The 15,492-nt window shown below is 72.4% G+C and carries 12 protein-coding genes; 10 read left to right on the forward strand and 2 right to left on the reverse strand.

From position 1 onward, the window contains the following. Nucleotides 1-37: 37 nt before the first annotated feature. On the forward strand, nucleotides 38-658 hold the full coding sequence (locus tag DN069_RS00720; RefSeq protein ID WP_111498705.1) for an L-threonylcarbamoyladenylate synthase: 621 nt from the start codon (nucleotides 38-40) through the stop codon (nucleotides 656-658). On the opposite strand, the gene DN069_RS00725 is transcribed toward DN069_RS00720, so the two are convergent. Further along, nucleotides 659-2,401 carry a putative Ig domain-containing protein gene (locus DN069_RS00725; protein WP_207892009.1) on the reverse strand — a complete coding sequence of 581 codons (1,743 nt, stop codon included), beginning with the start codon at nucleotides 2,399-2,401 and terminating at the stop codon, nucleotides 659-661. It abuts the gene before it with no gap. A 303-nt stretch (nucleotides 2,402-2,704) separates the two neighbouring features. On the opposite strand from DN069_RS00725, the gene DN069_RS00730 reads away from it, so the two are divergent. The 7 genes from DN069_RS00730 to DN069_RS00760 all read left to right on the forward strand — a co-directional run bounded on the left by DN069_RS00730 (nucleotide 2,705) and on the right by DN069_RS00760 (nucleotide 12,999). Further along, nucleotides 2,705-3,658: a carbohydrate ABC transporter permease gene (locus DN069_RS00730; RefSeq protein WP_165845324.1), complete on the forward strand. Its 954-nt coding sequence runs from the start codon at nucleotides 2,705-2,707 to the stop codon at nucleotides 3,656-3,658. A gap of 52 nt (nucleotides 3,659-3,710) precedes the next feature. Next, nucleotides 3,711-5,030 (forward strand): extracellular solute-binding protein, encoded by a 1,320-nt coding sequence (locus tag DN069_RS00735; RefSeq protein ID WP_111498707.1) that lies wholly within the window; start codon nucleotides 3,711-3,713, stop codon nucleotides 5,028-5,030. 4 nt (nucleotides 5,031-5,034) lie between these two features. Beyond that, a complete protein-coding gene (locus DN069_RS00740; protein ID WP_111498708.1) occupies nucleotides 5,035-5,913 on the forward strand; it encodes a carbohydrate ABC transporter permease in 879 nt (292 codons plus the stop codon). After that, nucleotides 5,906-6,673, forward strand: a complete 768-nt coding sequence (locus DN069_RS00745; protein WP_111498709.1) for an HAD family hydrolase — start codon at nucleotides 5,906-5,908, stop codon at nucleotides 6,671-6,673. The genes DN069_RS00740 and DN069_RS00745 overlap by 8 nt, the downstream gene beginning before the upstream one ends. Further along, nucleotides 6,670-7,944 (forward strand): MBL fold metallo-hydrolase, encoded by a 1,275-nt coding sequence (locus tag DN069_RS00750; protein WP_111498710.1) that lies wholly within the window; start codon nucleotides 6,670-6,672, stop codon nucleotides 7,942-7,944. The genes DN069_RS00745 and DN069_RS00750 overlap by 4 nt, the downstream gene beginning before the upstream one ends. Nucleotides 7,945-8,023: 79 nt before the next feature. Continuing rightward, nucleotides 8,024-10,780: a SpoIIE family protein phosphatase gene (locus DN069_RS00755; RefSeq protein WP_111498711.1), complete on the forward strand. Its 2,757-nt coding sequence runs from the start codon at nucleotides 8,024-8,026 to the stop codon at nucleotides 10,778-10,780. Between the two features lie 101 nt (nucleotides 10,781-10,881). Beyond that, nucleotides 10,882-12,999, forward strand: coding sequence for a SpoIIE family protein phosphatase (locus DN069_RS00760; protein ID WP_243638809.1), 2,118 nt, complete (start codon nucleotides 10,882-10,884; stop codon nucleotides 12,997-12,999). On the opposite strand, the gene DN069_RS00765 is transcribed toward DN069_RS00760, so the two are convergent. After that, nucleotides 12,986-13,636 (reverse strand): TetR/AcrR family transcriptional regulator, encoded by a 651-nt coding sequence (locus DN069_RS00765; RefSeq protein ID WP_111498730.1) that lies wholly within the window; start codon nucleotides 13,634-13,636, stop codon nucleotides 12,986-12,988. The genes DN069_RS00760 and DN069_RS00765 overlap by 14 nt on opposite strands. A 105-nt stretch (nucleotides 13,637-13,741) precedes the next feature. On the opposite strand from DN069_RS00765, the gene DN069_RS00770 reads away from it, so the two are divergent. Both DN069_RS00770 and DN069_RS00775 read left to right on the forward strand, forming a co-directional pair. Continuing rightward, nucleotides 13,742-14,773 carry a medium chain dehydrogenase/reductase family protein gene (locus DN069_RS00770; RefSeq protein ID WP_111498712.1) on the forward strand — a complete coding sequence of 344 codons (1,032 nt, stop codon included), beginning with the start codon at nucleotides 13,742-13,744 and terminating at the stop codon, nucleotides 14,771-14,773. Nucleotides 14,774-14,884: 111 nt separating this feature from the next. Continuing rightward, complete coding sequence (locus DN069_RS00775) at nucleotides 14,885-15,457, forward strand: hypothetical protein (protein ID WP_111498713.1); 573 nt, start codon at nucleotides 14,885-14,887, stop codon at nucleotides 15,455-15,457. Nucleotides 15,458-15,492 lie beyond the last annotated feature (35 nt).

Consider the following 15,492-nt stretch of genomic DNA (forward strand, 5'->3'; position numbering starts at 1 on the left):
TCGCTCGGATCGGGGCTCGATCCCCTACGCTCGGCGGATGGCGAAGTACTTCGACGTGCATCCGCAGAACCCCCAAGCGCGCATCCTCGACAACGTGGCCGACCTGGTCCGGTCCGGGTCGCTGATCGCCTATCCCACCGACTCCTGTTTCGCACTCGGCTGCCAGGTCGGCAACCGCGAGGGCCTGGCCCGGATCCGGACCATCCGCCACCTCGACGACCGGCACCACTTCACGCTCGTGTGCCAGAACTTCGCCCAGCTGGGCCGGTTCGTCCACATCGACAACAACGTCTTCCGGGCGATCAAGGCGGCGACGCCGGGCAGCTTCACCTTCATCCTGCCCGCGACGAACGAGGTGCCGCGCCAGCTGCTGCACCCCAAGAAGCGGACGGTCGGGGTGCGGATCCCGGACCACGTCGTCACCCAGGCCCTGCTCGCGGAGCTGGGCGAGCCGCTGCTCTCCAGCACCCTGCTGCTCCCCGACGAGGAGGAGCCGATGACGCAGGGCTGGGAGATCAAGGAGCGGCTCGACCACGTGGTGGACGCCGTGCTCGACTCCGGTGACTGCGGCACCGAGCCGACCACCGTGATCGACTTCTCCAGTGGCGTCGCCGAGATCGTCCGTCAGGGCGCCGGCGACGCCACGCGATTCGAGTGATCAGGAGACGTTGAGCGCGGTGTCGTCGAGGACGAAGGAGGTCTGGTACTCGTTGTCCTCGGTGCCGGTGAACTTCAGCGTCACCGTCTGGCCGGTGTAGCCGGACAGGTCGAAGGAGTGCTGGGTGTAGCCGGTGTTGGCGTCGAGGTTGGAGTAGCCGGCCAGGGTGCCGAGCACGGTGCCGGAGCCGCTCAGGACCTGGACCTGGAGAGTGTCGTAGGCCTTGGTGGTGCTGGTCTCGGCGGTGTCGACGTGGAGCCAGAAGGAGAGCTTCGCGGTGGTGCAGCCGGCCGGGACGGTGACGGTCTGGGCGAGGGTGTCGGTGTGGGTGCTGCCGTAGCCGTCGAGCCAGGCGTCGTAGCCGCCGGAGTGGGCGGGCTCGGAGGTCAGGTCGCTGTTGATGACGCTGGCGGAGGTGGTCCACGGGGAGGCGGAGCCGCTCTCGAAGCCGGGGTTGCCGAGCAGCTGCGCCGCGGTGCAGCCGCCCGTGCCGCCGCCACCGCCGGTGGTCGGGTTGACCGTCCAGGTGAAGGAGGCCGAGCCGGAAGCGCCGGTGGTGTCGGTGGCGGTGACGGTGACGTTGGAGGTGCCGGCTGTGGTCGGGGTGCCGGAGACCAGACCGGCCGAGGAGATGCTCAGACCCGCCGGGAGACCGGTGGCCGAGTAGCTGAGCGCCGCACCGCCGGAGTCGGTGCCGCTGACCTGCAGCGACGCGGCGGTCCCGACGGTGCCGGTCTGGTTGCCCGGGCCGGTCACCGACACCGTGTTGCCGGAGCTGGAGCCGCCGGTGCCGGAGGCGAGCCAGGCGGTCGCGTTCAGCGCGAGCTGCGCGTCGGTGCCCTTGGGGTCGTCCCAGCCGTTGTAGACGGTGTGGCCGGGCTCGCCGGTGCCGTCGTCGATGGCGGAGCTGTCGCCCCAGATCGCGACCCGGCCGCTGCCGAAGGTGCTGGTGGAGAAGAACGCGCCGGAGGTGCCGCCCGGGGTCGAGCCGGTCGTGTAGACCAGGCCCTTGACGTTCGGGTTGTCGGCCGGGTGCAGCGTCTCGGTGGTGCCGTTGTAGATGACGCTGCCGGTGACGGTGCCGAAGGCGCCGTGCAGCACGGGGTTGGTCGCGTCGTTGATCGCGGTCGGGTAGTCGTTGACGATGTTCTTCAGGTCGACGCTGAAGCCGAACGGGTCGTTGTTGTCGACGCCGTTGTTGGTCAGCAGGTCGTTGACGATGGCGGGCGAGTCCCAGCCGTTGTTGTTGCGGTCGCTGCCGGTGTGGTCGACCACCATGAACAGACCGCCGCCGTTCTGCACGTAGTGCATCACCGCGGCCTTCTCGGCCGCCGACAGCTGGTCCTGGGGCTCGGGCAGGACGAAGGTGTCGAAGTGCGACAGGTCCAGCGGGTTGCTGCTGTCCCCGTAGGTGATCGTGTTGCCGGGCGGGAGCGTGTTCAGGCTGTAGCCGCCGGCCTTCTGCAGCGCGACGCCCCAGGCGGAGATGGCGCCGGTCCAGTCGGTCTCCGTCTGCGGGTTCGGGTTCTGCTGAAGCGGGTCGGGCATGCTCGTGCTGATGATCCAGTCCGAGTTGCCCGCCGTCTCCGACTTGCTGTCGTCGAAGAGGACGTGATGGACCGTCGAGGACGAGGCCGAGGTGGCCGCCGTGGCGCCCGGGGCCACGGCGATCGCGGTGGCCGTCGCGAGGACGACAGAGGAGGCGAGCAGGGCGCTGCGCCCGAGGGTGGAAGTTCTGAACATGAGTCGAACTCCTGACTGCCGTTCCGTTTGTGGCGGTTCGGCGCTCGTGGGACCGCTACGCGCGTAGGGCAGCGGATGCCACGAGCATCGGGTTCGCAGGAGTACCGCGACCACCGTAATGACATGTCCACTACATGAACGGCAGATGCCCGGTTGTGGACGGAAGGGCGGCGGGCCGGCGTCAGATTGGAGAAGTGCCGAACATTACAGAATATCTGACGCCGTGGAATGTAGCCCACCGCGTCGGCAACTTGTCACCGACCGTTGGTTCCGATGACATCTTCGCTCGCGACAGTTCCCGCCGTGACCGCAACGACCACGGCCGGGCCGGCCGTCGCCACCCGCAGCCGTACGCGCCGCCGGACCCCGGCCCGTGACTTCCGCACCACCCGCTGGGGCTGGGCCTACTCCGCCCCCGCGGTGCTGATCTTCGCGACCTTCGTCATCGTCCCGACCGGCTACACCTTCTACGTCTCGCTGTGGAAGTGGAACGCCCTGAACCCGGCCATGTCCGTCTACCGTGGCCTCGGCAACTACCAGCGGCTCTTCGACTCCACCCAGCCGACGTTCGGGTCCAGCCTGTGGCACTCGCTCTACTTCAGCGGCGCGATGGTGATCGGCGGGACCGCCCTCTCGCTCGCTCTGGCGCTGCTGCTGCAGCGTGGCGGGGCGCTGCTCAACGCCTCACGGGTGGCGCTCTTCCTGCCGCACGCCACGCCGGTGATCGCGACCTCGATGATCTGGGTCTGGATTTTCAACCCCCGCTTCGGCCTGGCCGACTGGCTGCTGCACAGCCTGCACCTGCCCACCTCCCAATGGCTGCAGTCCTCGACCTCGGCCATGCCGGCCGTCATCGTCTACAGCCTGTGGCACGAGGTCGGCTTCACCACGGTGGTCTTCCTCGGCGGGCTGGCCGTGCTGCCCAACGAGCTCAGCGAGGCTGCCCGGATGGACGGTTGCAACGCCTGGCAGGAGTTCTGGCACATCACCTGGCACCAACTGCGGCCGGTCACCGTGTTCGTGGTCGCGATCACCGCGATCACCTCGCTGCAGGCGTTCACGCAGTTCTACCAACTCTCCGACGGCGGCCCGGTCTACGCGACGACGACGCTCAGCTACCTGGTCTACCAGGAGGCCTTCGTCCTCAGTGACACCGGCTACGGCGCCGCACTGGCCGTCGTGCTCTTCGCCGTCACGGTCTTCTTCACCCTCGTCCGGCGTCGCACCGCCTCCGGCGCCGACTCCGCCCTCGCCTGAACCACAACCCTCCCCGCACTCCCCGCACACAGAACGAAGGAACGGACCTCCCATGCGTTTCCGCATCGCCGCTGTCGCCTCGCTCGCGGCCCTCAGCCTCACCGCCTGTGCCGGCGGCGGCACGCCGGCCGCCACGACCTCGGCGCCCGCCGCTGCCTCCGGCACCGAACTCGCGGTCCCCACCAAGCCGGTGACCATCACCTTCGAGGAGGCGATGACGATCGGGACGCTGAAGCCGGCGATGGAGAAGCTGGTCGCCGACTTCCAGGCGAAGTACCCGAACATCACCGTCAAGCTCCAGGGCGACCCGGACTACGCGACGATGTACACCAAGGAGAAGGCCGAGGTCCAGGCCGGCAACGCGCCCACCATGGGCCAGGCCTACGAGAGCTGGGCCTCCTACTTCCAGTCCGGCGGCGCGATCACCCCGATCAGCGAGCTGGCCGGTACCGACACCCCGCCCCAGGTGTCCACCTTCTACAAGGGCGTGCAGAAGGACCTGACCCTCGGCGACGGCAAAACCTGGATGTGGCCGTTCAACAAGAGCGTGCTGATCCTCTTCTCCAACGCCGACATGCTGAAGGCCGACGGCCAGAGCGCGCCCAAGACCTGGGACGACTACGCCTCGGTGATGAAGGCGGTCTCCAAGGGCGGCGTCACCGGCTCCACCATCGACCCCGGTTCGGCGGCCGGTGCCACCTTCGGCACCCAGTGGTTCGAGATCCTGGACAAGTCAGACGGTGGGACGCTCTACGACAACGACGGCACGCCGCACCTGAACGACGCGGGCGCGGTCAAGGCGCTGACCTACCTGAAGGGCCTCAAGGACGCGAACGCGCTGGCCACCGGCAAGAACTACCCGGGCGAGACCGCGCTGGGCGCGCAGAAGGGCGCCTTCGACATCTCCTCCGCGGCCGGCTACGGCTTCGAGAAGAAGACCGTCGGCGGCAAGTTCGACCTGGGCATCTCGGCCCTGCCGACCGGCGCCTCCGGCCCGGTCAACGAGCTGACCGGCACCAACATCGTGGTGTTCAAGAACGCCACGGCCGACCAGAAGGCCGCCGCCTGGGCGTTCCTCAAGTTCATCACCAGCCCCGCCGAGCAGGCCGGTTGGGGATCCACCTCGGGCTACCTGCCGGTCACCCCGCAGGCGCTGCCGCTGATGCAGAAGTTCGTCGCGCAGAACCCCTACGAGACGGCCGCCGTCTCCGAGCTCGACACCGCGTTCGCGCTGCCGCCGTTCAGCTGGATCTTCAAGTGCCAGGGCTACGAGGCCACCGCGATCCAGGACGTGCTCGACAACGGTGCCGCGCCCGCCGACGCCCTGAACACCGCGCAGACCGCCTGCACCGCCGCGAAGACCCAGGGCTGAACGCATGAAGCTCGCCTCCTCACGGGGGATCCGGTCGATCACCGGAGCCGGCCGCGCCGGGCGTCTCGCCCGGCGCGCGCTGGCGCTGCTGATCGGTGCCGCGTTCGTCTTCCCGTTCTACTGGACCGTCGTGATCTCGCTCGGGCGTCCCGGCGAGTTCAGCGACTTCCCGCCCGTGCTGCTGCCGCACTGGGACTGGTCCAACTGGTCCCGCGCCTGGCATGCGGCGCCGTGGCTGCGGCTGTTCGGCAACACGGTCCTGATCGCCTCGGCGACGGTGCTGCTGTGCCTGGCGACCTCGCTGCTGGCCGGCTTCGCCTTCGGCGTGCTGCGGTTCCCCGGGCGCAAGGTGCTGACCGTGGTGGTGCTGTCGGTGCTGATGATGCCGGGCACCGTGCTGATCATCCCCGACTACGTGCTCGCCAACGACCTGCACCTGCTCAACACCTACTGGATCCAGATCATCCCCTGGGGCGCCAGCGTCTTCGGCATCTTCCTGGTCCGCCAGTTCTTCCTGGCGATCCCTCAGGAGATCCTGGACGCCGCCGCGCTGGACGGCGCGTCCCGGCTGCGGGTGCTCCGGTCGATCGGCGTGCCGATGGTCCGCCCGGCGCTGGTCATCATCGCCGTCAACGTCTTCCTGGGCTCGTGGAACTCCTTCCTGTGGCCGGTCATCATGACTAGCAGCAGCATGGACTCCAGCAACACGGTCCAGCCGGTCGAGGTCGGCCTGTCCACCTTCGCGTCCGCCGAGGGCACCGACTTCCCGGGGCTGGCCGCCGCGGTCACCTTCACCACCCTGCCCGTGATGGCGTTCTTCCTGGTGCTGCAGCGGCAGTTCATCCGGGGCGCCCTGTCCGCCGCCGGAGGCGTGCGTGGCTGACGACCGACCGATCCTGGTCAGCGACTTCGACGGCACGGTGTACCGGGGCGACGACCCGGTGCGCCACTACGCCCGACAGGTCGCGGCCGCCCTGCCGAGGGAGGAGGCCGGCGGCCTCCTGGACACCTTCGAGCGCTTCCTCGCCGAGGGCATCGCCGCCGCCGGCTCCGCCGCGACGCCGGCGGAGGCGCGTGCGCTGCGCGCGGCGCAGGACGGCTGGGGGCTGGTCCAGCTCCTCGCCGCCGACCTGGGGCTCGCCGAGGCGGTGACGCAGCAGGCGTTCCTGGACAGCCGGATCCACATGCTCGACGAGGCCTGCGCGTTGGACGTCGTCGAGCCTCTGGTCGCGCACTTCGCCGCGCTGCGCGGCGACGGCCGAGTGCGGGTCGTGCTGGCCACCAACAGCCCGCCCGAAGGGCTCGCGCCGCTGCTCGTGCGCATGGGTCTGACGGACGCGTTCGACGAGGTCGTCCCCGCCGCAGGAAAGCCCGCGGGCCTGCGCTCGTGGATGGCCCGCGCGCTCGGCGGGCGGCCCGCGTCCGCGCTCTTCTCGCTGGGCGACCACTACCGCAACGAAATCGAACCCGCCGTGGCCATCGGCGCCGCCACCGGATACATCGACCGCTTCGGCAGGGCCGACGGCCCCGCCACCGCCACGGCGGAGCGCGTCGAGGACCTCCTGCCGGCGCTGACGACCTGGGCACTCGCCCCGGCCGTCGGCCACGCACCTTCTCTGGACAGTGAGCACACGAACGTATGACGACTGTGGAATTCTGGGGCGGCGTAGGCCTCATCGGCTCCAGCAAGGTCCTGGTCAGCGAGGGCTCGCACCGGGTCCTGCTGGACTTCGGCACGGACATCCCGGCCGACGCCGACCTGTTCCGCCCGCCGGTCGCGCTGCGACCGGGCCGCGAGCTGGCCCAGCGGCTCCGGGTGGGCGCCGCCCCGCGTATCGGCGGGCTCTACGACCCGGCGCAGCTCGACGCGGGCGACCCGCTGGCGGAGCGGGGCGCGCACACGGAGGTGTTCCTCACCCACGGCCACATCGACCACTGCGGTCTGGCCGGCTTTGTCGACCCGCGGATCCCGGTGCACGCCTCCCCGGCCACCATCGCCCTGCTGACCGCGCTCGCCGCGTGCGGCGACGGCCTGCCCGGCGGCGACCCGGCCTGGCAGCCGCTGCCGGAGCAGCAGCCCGTGCAGGTCGGCCCGATGACGGTGGAGCGCATCACCGTCGACCACGACACCCCCGGCGCCAGCGGCTACCTGGTCACCACTTCCGACGGCGTGCTCGCCTTCACCGGGGACATCCGCTTCCACGGCCGCAACCCGGAGCGCTCCTGGCACTTCGCCGAGCGGGCCGCCGGCTGCGACGTGCTGGTCACCGAGGGCACCGCCCTGGGGCTCGGCCTGCCCGCCGGCCCGCCGCGCACCGAGGACGACGTGGCCGCCGACTTCGCCGCGGCGCTCGCCGCCGCCGACCGCGACCTGGTGCTGCTGGCGCTCTACCCGCGCGATCTGGAGCGGGTCACCGAGTTCCTCGACATCGCCGCCGCGGCCGGGCGCCGCATCGTCTGGGGCGACCGCGTCGCGGCCTTCCTCGCCGAGGCGGGCATCGCCGACGTGCTCGCCTGGAGCTCCCTCGGCGCCGACGCGCTCCGCGCCGACCCGGGCGGCTTCGTTCTCCAGCCCGACCTGGGTGACCTCCGCGGCATCGCCGACCTGGGCGACCTGCCGCTGGGACCGAAGACGGTCTGGCTGCACGCGAACGGGGAGCCGCTCGGTCCGTTCGAGCCGCGCTGGGAGCTGTTCACCGAGTGGCTCGCCGCGCTGGACGTCCCGTTGCGGCGGATCGGCTCCTTCGGCCACGCCACCGCCGACGACCTGCACACCTTCGTGCACCGCGTGGCCCCGAAGGTCCTCGTGCCGATCCACACCCAGGCCCCGGACCTGCTCCATCCGCTGCCCCCGACGCGCCGGGTGATCCCCGCGTACGCGCGCCCTTACCGGATGGACGGCAGCGAGGCCTGAACCGCCGCGGCCGCCGGCCGGCTTCCGCCGGGCGGCGGCCTGCCGCGTTCACCGAGCGTGAGCGGGGTAAAAATGGCTTATGGGCAGGTTCGGCCTCTTTCCCACGCAAGGCCGCCATGGCGCGCGGAGGGGGAGGGCACGGCCGACCCCGCTCTTCGGGCTGCGGAGCGTCGCCGGGCAGACGTTCGTGTGGCAGTTGGCGGTGCTGCTGCTCCTGGCCGCTGCCGCGACGGTCGCCCTGGCGCTGAAGACCACGCACGACGCCCAGAGCGACGCCCGGGACAAGGCGCTCGCCGTCGCGGCGGGCTTCGCCCACGCGCCCGGGCTGGTGCAGGCCCTGCAGTCGCCGCATCCGACGGGGGCCCTCGAACCGCTCACCCTGGCGGCCCAGCAGGGCTCCGGCGTGGACTTCGTCGACGTGCTCAGCAAGGACGGCATCCGCTACACGGATCCGGACCCGACGCTGATCGGCAAACGCGCCCAGGGCGACATCGCCCGCGCCGCGGCCGGAGAGTCCTTCACCGAGATCTTCAACGGCTCGCCGCAGAACGCCGTCCGGGCCCTCGTGCCGGTCAAGGACGCGCACGGCACGGTGGTCGGGCTCGTCTCCACCGGTGTGCAGACCACGGACGTCGCGGCCATGGCCAACCGCCAGCAGCCCCTGCTGATCGGTGCCGCGGTGGGCGCGCTGGTCCTGGCCGCGGGCGGGGCGACCCTGGTGGGCTGGCGGCTGCGCCGGCAGACGCACGGCCTCGGCCCGGTCGAGATGACGCGGATGTACGAGCACCACGACGCCGTGCTGCACGCGGTCCGCGAGGGCGTGCTGATCCTGGACGCCGAGCAGCGTCTGGTGCTGGCCAACGACGAGGCGCAGCACCTGCTCGGCCTGCCGCCGGACGCCCCGGGACGGCCGCTGCACGAGCTGGGGCTGGACCCGGGCATGGCCGCGCTGCTGGCGTCCGGGCGGACCGTCACCGACGAGGTGCACCCGGCCGGGGACCGGCTGCTGGCCGTCAACCTGCGGCCCACGCAGGTCAGCAGCGGCCCCGCGGGATACGTGGCGACCTTCCGCGACACCACCGAGCTGCTCGCCGTCGCCGACCGGGCCGACGAGGCCAGGGAGCGGCTGAACCTGCTCTACGACGCCGGCCTGCGCATCGGCACCACCCTGGACGTCCTCGCCACCGCGCAGGAGCTGGCGGACGTGGCGGTGCCCCGGCTCGCCGACTTCGTCAGCGTCGACCTGCTGGAGGGCCTGCTGAGCGGCGAGGAGCCCGCCGCCGGGCCGGTCACCGGGGCGGTGCTGCGCCGGGTGGCCAACCGGTCCGTGATCCAGGGCTCGCCGGAGGCCGTGGTCCAGGTGGGCGAGGTCGACTTCTACACCGACGCCTCGCCCCAGGCGCGCGGCCTGGAGGCCGGTCGGTCCGAGCTGCACCAGGTGCGGGACCCGGCCATCGGCGCCTGGCTGGCGCAGGATCCGGCCCGGTCCGCCGTCTGCCGGACGTACGGGATCCACTCGTGGATGGTGGTGCCGGTGATCGCGCGGGGCACGACCCTGGGCGTGGTGGACTTCCTCCGCTCGCGGCGGCCGGAGCCGTTCCAGGCCGACGACCTGGCCCTGGCCGAGGAGTTGGTCGCCCGGGCCGCCGTCTGCCTGGACAACGCCCGTCGCTTCACCCGGGAGCACGCCGCCGCGCTGACGCTCCAGCACAGCCTGCTGCCGCGGCGGCTGCCGCAACAGCCCGCGGTCGAGGCCGCCTTCCGCTACCTGCCGGCCGACGCCCGGCTCGGCGTGGGCGGGGACTGGTTCGACGTGATCCCGCTCTCCGGCGCGCGGGTGGCGCTGGTCGTCGGCGACGTGGTCGGGCACGGCCTCCAGGCCTCCGCCACGATGGGCCAACTGCGCTCCGCGGTGCGAACGCTGGCCGACGCCGACCTCGCGCCCGACGAACTGCTCACCCAGCTCGACGACCTGGTCATCCGGCTGGCCGCCGACACCGTCACCGAGGACGACCCCACCGGGGCGGAGGTCGGCGCCACCTGCCTGTACGCCGTCTACGACCCGGTGTCGGGCGGCTGCTCGCTGGCCCGCGCCGGGCACCCGGCGCCCGCCGTGGCGCATCCCGACGGTCAGGCGTCCTTCCTGGAACTGCCGGCCGGACCGCCGCTCGGCCTCGGCGGGCTGCCCTTTGAGACGGTCGAGACCGTCCTGCCCGAGGGGAGCCTGCTGGCGCTCTACACCGACGGACTGGTCGAGGGCCGGCAGCGGGCCGTGGACAGCGGCCTGGAGGCGCTGCGGCACGCCCTCGCGTCCCCGGACGGCTCACTGGAGGCGCTGTGCGACCGGATCCTGGCCACCGTGCTGCCGGAGCGTCCCGGCGACGACGCCGCGCTGCTCGTGGCCCGGGTGCGCCGCCTGGCGCCCGACCGGGTCGCGACCTGGGACGTGCCCCCCGACCCGGCGGCGGTCGCGGGGGTCCGGGCGAACGCGATGCGCGCCCTTTCGGGCTGGGGCCTGGAGGAGGCCGGGTTCGCCACCGAGCTCGTGATCAGTGAGCTCGTCACCAACGCCATCCGTTACGGGAGCCCCCCGATCCAGCTCCGGTTGATCTTCCCCGAGCCGCCCGGCGAGACGGGCGACGCCCCGGTGCGCACGCTGATCTGCGAGGTGTCGGACGGCAGCAACACCGCACCCCACCTGCGTCGGGCCCGGGTGTTCGACGAGGGCGGCCGGGGCCTGCTGCTGGTCGCCCAGCTCACCCAGCGCTGGGGGACCCGGCAGACCGCGACCGGCAAGATCATCTGGTGTGAGCAGACCCTCCTCGCCGACACCTGAGCTCCCACCCACTGGCATCTGCGCGCGGTCGCGAGACGATGAGGGGAGGAATCCCGGGTGCCGGGGCGCGACCAGGTGGGTCCGGCGGAGGGAGGTGGCCGATGGACGCGGCCGAGATGACCGGGCCGGAGCCGGCTCGTGAGCCCCAGCGCGGGCCGGAGCGCGGCGGAGGCGGCCCCTCGCAGGAGCCCGGCGGCCTGCTGGACGTCCTGGGCGTCGCGGCGGTGGTGCTGAACGCCGAGGGCCGGATCGTGCTGTGGAGCCCGCAGGCCGAGGCCCTGTTCGGCTGGTCCGCGGCCGAGGCGCTGGGCCGGCCGGCCGCCCGGGTGCTGGTGGACGAGGAGCACGTCACCTGGGTGCTGTCGTGGTTCGCCAGGATCATGTCCGGTGGCGGATCCTGGGCGGGCGTCTTCCCGGTCCGGCACAAGGACGGCTCGCGGCAGCTGACCGAGTTCCGCAACATGCGCCTGGAGGACAGCCGGGGCGGCCACTACGCGCTGATGCTGGCCACCGACCAGGTGACGCTGCGACGGCTGGAGCGCGATCTGGCCCTGTCGCTGCGCCTGGTCGAGCAGTCGCCGATCGGGCTCGCCGCGGTCGGCCCCGACCTGCGGTACATCCTGGTCAACCCGGCGCTGGAGCGGATCAACGGGATCCCCGCCGCCCAGCAGCTGGGCCACACCGTCGGCGAGGCGCTCCCGTTCCTCGACGTCCGGGGGATCGAGTCGGCCATGCGCACCGTCCTCGCCGGCGGGAACCCGCTGCTGGACCAGCTGACCGTCGGCCGCACCCCCGCCGATCCGGAGCGCGAGCGGGCCTGGTCGGTGTCCTACTACCGGCTGGACGACACGGGCGGACGGGTGGTCGGCGTCGCCACCTCGGTCGTCGACGTCACCGAACAGCACAGCTCCGCCATCGCCGCGGCGGCGGCCCGGCGTCGGCTCACCGTGCTCGCCGACGCCTCGGAGCGGATCGGCACCACCCTCGATCTCGACGTCACCGCACGGGAGTTGGCCGATGTGCTGGTGCCCGAGTTCGCCGACTTCGCCGCGGTCGACGTGCTGGACTCGGTGCTCTTCGACACCACCGCGCGGACCGGCGACGGCAGCCCGGCGGTCTTCCGCGCGCTAGCGATCAAGACCGCCTACCGCACGCCGATGGCCGACGCGGCCGACCCGGTCGGCGAGATCGCGCGCTACGACGCCAGGCGCCTGGTCACCCGTAGCGTCCGCAAGGGGCGCCCGCTCCTGGTCGCCCACGTCACCGAGGCCGACCTGCCGCGGATCGCGCGCGACGAGGCCGCGGCGGAACAGCTGAAGCAGGCCCGGATCCACTCCTACATGGCCGTGCCGCTGCGGGCCCGCGGGCAGGTCCTCGGCGCACTCGACATGATCCGCGCCCGCAACCCGCGTCCCTTCACCGACGACGACGTCGTGCTGGCGACCGAGCTGGCCGCGCGGGCGGCGGTCTGCATCGACAACGCGCGCTGGTACCAGCGGCAGCGCCACGCCGCCCTTGCGCTGCAACGTCACCTGCTGCCCGACCGGCCGCCACAGCCCCCGGGCCTGGAGGTCGCCTACCGCTACCAGCCGGCCGACAGCGCCGTCGAGGTGGGCGGTGACTGGTTCGACGTCATCGCCCTCGCGGACGACAAGACCGCCCTGGTCGTCGGCGACGTCATGGGCAGCGGCATCAACGCGGCCGCGGCGATGGGCCAACTGCGCACCGCCGCCCGCACCCTGGCCCGCCTGGACCTGGCTCCCGCGGTCGTGCTCACCCACCTCGACGGCATCGCCGAGGGGCTGGACGAGACCATCGCCACCTGTATCTACGCCGTCTACGACCCGCGCGGCCGCAGCTGCCGGGTCGCCTGCGCCGGCCATCTGCCCCCGGTGCTCACCCGCCTCGGCAACCCGCCCCGTCTGCTCGACCTGCCCACCGGCGTGCCGCTCGGCGTCGGCGGCACCTCCTTCGAGGACGTGCTGCTGGAGTTCGGCGAGGGCGACGAACTCCTGCTCTACACCGACGGTCTGGTGGAGACCCGGGACCACGCGATCGACACCCGGCTGCGCGCCCTCACCGACCTGCTCAACCGCGAACGCCGCTCCCTGGAGGAGACCTGCGACCTGCTCCTGGACGCACTCCACCACCACGACGGCAGCGACGACGTCGCCCTGCTCCTGGCCCGCGCCCGGACCTGGCCGCTCAGCCGCCGGTGACGGCCTCGGCCTCGGCGTCGTAGAGCCGGGCCGGGTCGAAGCCCATGCCGGTGAAGTGGCCCGCGAGTTCGAGCGAGAGCACGCCGTGCAGGCGGGTCCAGAAGGCGAGGGCCCGGTGCAGGGCCGGTGGCGTGGCGGGGTGCTCGCCCGCCCAGGCGCGGTGGTCGGCCAGATGCGCCTGGAGCGGTGACGGCGGCAGCTCGGGCAGCCCCTCGGCCGCGCAGGCGTCGAGCAGCACGGCCATGACCTCGGCGGAGAGCCGGGTGGTGTCCTCGGGGGCGTGGTAGCCGGGCACCGGGGTGCCGTAGATCAGCAGGTAGCGCTGCGGGTCGTCGAGCGCCCAGACGCGCAGCGTGTCGGCCAGCCCCCGGAGGCTCGTACCGGCCTCGGCCCGGGCGCGGAAGGTGTCGGCCAGGCTCTGGTAGGCGTCCCGGATCAGCTCGGTGATCAGCTCGTCGCGGTTGGCGAAGTAGCGGTACAGGGCCGGGCCGCTGAGGCCCATCTGCTTGGCGATCGCGTTCAGCGAGAGCGCCGACGCGCCGGCCGCCGCGATCTGCTCCCAGGCGTGCCGCTTGATCTCCGCGCGCACCTGCGCGCGGTACCGCTGCCGTGGCGTCGTCGCTTCCGTCGGGTCCATGCGGTCCATGCGTTAGAAGGTATCACGCAAACAATTGCCATTCACTGAAGCGAGGTGTTATACCTTGTAACAAGCGCAAGACCTTCTCAAGATTGGTGGCCGACCATGTCCGATCACACCCTCGTCGAGGTGGTTCTGCCGGGCGTCGTGGAGCCTGAGGGCCTGCAGGTCCGCCGGTCCGCGGTGCCGCGGCCCGGGCCCGGCCAGGTTCTCGTCGCCATGGAGGCGACCGGCGTCTCCTTCGCCGAGCAGCAGATGCGCCGCGGCCGGTACTACGACCAGCCCGCGTTCCCTTTCGTGCCCGGCTACGACCTGGTCGGCCGGGTGCTGGCCGCCGGCCCCGGCGTGGGGGAGGAGCTGGTCGGCCGGCGGGTGGCGGCGCTGACCAAGGTCGGCGGCTGGGCCAGCCACGTGCTCGTCGACGCCAGGGACGCGGTCGAGGTCCCCGAGGGGCTCGGCGCCGAGCAGGCCGAGACCGTCGTGGTCAACGGCGTCACCGCCTGGCAGATGCTGCACCGCCACGCGCGGGTGCGAGCCGGGCAGACCGTCCTGGTGCACGGCGCCAGCGGGGGAGTCGGGTCCGTGCTGGCCCAGCTCGCGCTCGCGGCCGGCGCGACGGTGATCGGCACCGCCTCCGCCCGGCACCACGACGCGCTGCGGCGGCTCGGCGTCACGCCGGTCGACTACCGCGCCGGCGACGTGCCCGGCCAGGTCCGTGCGCTCGCCCCCGGCGGAGTGGACGCCGTCTTCGACCACGTCGGCGGCCGCAGCGTCGTCGACTCCTGGCACCTGCTCGCCCCCGGCGGTGCCCTCGTCGCCTACGGCAGTGCGTCGACGCGCGACGACTCCGGCTCCAAGCAGTGGCCGGTGCTGAAGATCCTCGCCCGCACCTGGCTGTGGAACGCCCTGCCGAACGGCCGCCGGGCCCGTTTCTACAACATCTGGGCCGGCCGGAGCCTCAGCGCGAACCGCTTCCGCACCCGCCTGCGCGCCGACCTCGGGGCGGTGTTCACCGCGCTGCGGCGCGGTGAGATCACCGCGCCCATCGCCGCCCGCCTCCCGCTCGCGAGTGCCGCCGAGGCGCTGCGTCTCGCGGAGTCCGGCACCGTCTCCGGCAAGATCGTCCTGACGCCCTGAGCCGGGCTTCGGGCGGTGACCCGCCGCTGACCCGCGGCGATGCCCCCGGTACAGTCTCCCCCGCTCGAACGATCACCGAACGGGCGTCAGGGACGAGGGGGAGCAGACGTCATGGTGTACCGGGACCGGAAACCGATGACCCGCGGCAAGCGCGGCGTCGCGGCGGCGATCCTCGTCCTCGTCGGTGTCCTGATGGTCGGCGGCTGCGCCAACATGCTCCGCTACACGGCCGGGTGGTCCGGGACACCGGGCACGTTCCGGCTGCTCTCGTGCGAGACAGTCGGCTCCGGCAAGGGACAGCACACGGAATGCTCCGGCCTATACCGGTCCGACGACCGGCGGACCACCGACCCGGACGCCGTGATGTCGCACGCATACGCCCCGGGGACCGTCGTCGCCGTGGAACGGGCCGGCACCGGCACCTACTACCCGACCGGGTTCGGCCCCGACGCGGGCGCGCTGGCCGGGATCTCCTTCGGCCTGCTGTTCCTCTCGGTCGCCGGGCTGGCCTGCGTGCAGCTGTCGCGCCGCTACCCGTCCGCCACGCCCGGCGGGCGCCCGCGGGCCGCCGAACTGCCGCGACCGCTGGGCTCGCTGACGCGGTTCTTCAGCTTCGTCGGCCTGGGCGGCCTCGGGGCGTTCGTGTTCTTCCTCATCGCCGCCCTCGCCACCAACGGGATCTGACGGATACCAGTGCCGTGGTGACGGACCCGGCCGGG

It is taken from the genome of Streptacidiphilus pinicola, from assembly GCF_003258295.1.
Taxonomy (GTDB): Bacteria; Actinomycetota; Actinomycetes; order Streptomycetales; family Streptomycetaceae; genus Streptacidiphilus; species Streptacidiphilus pinicola.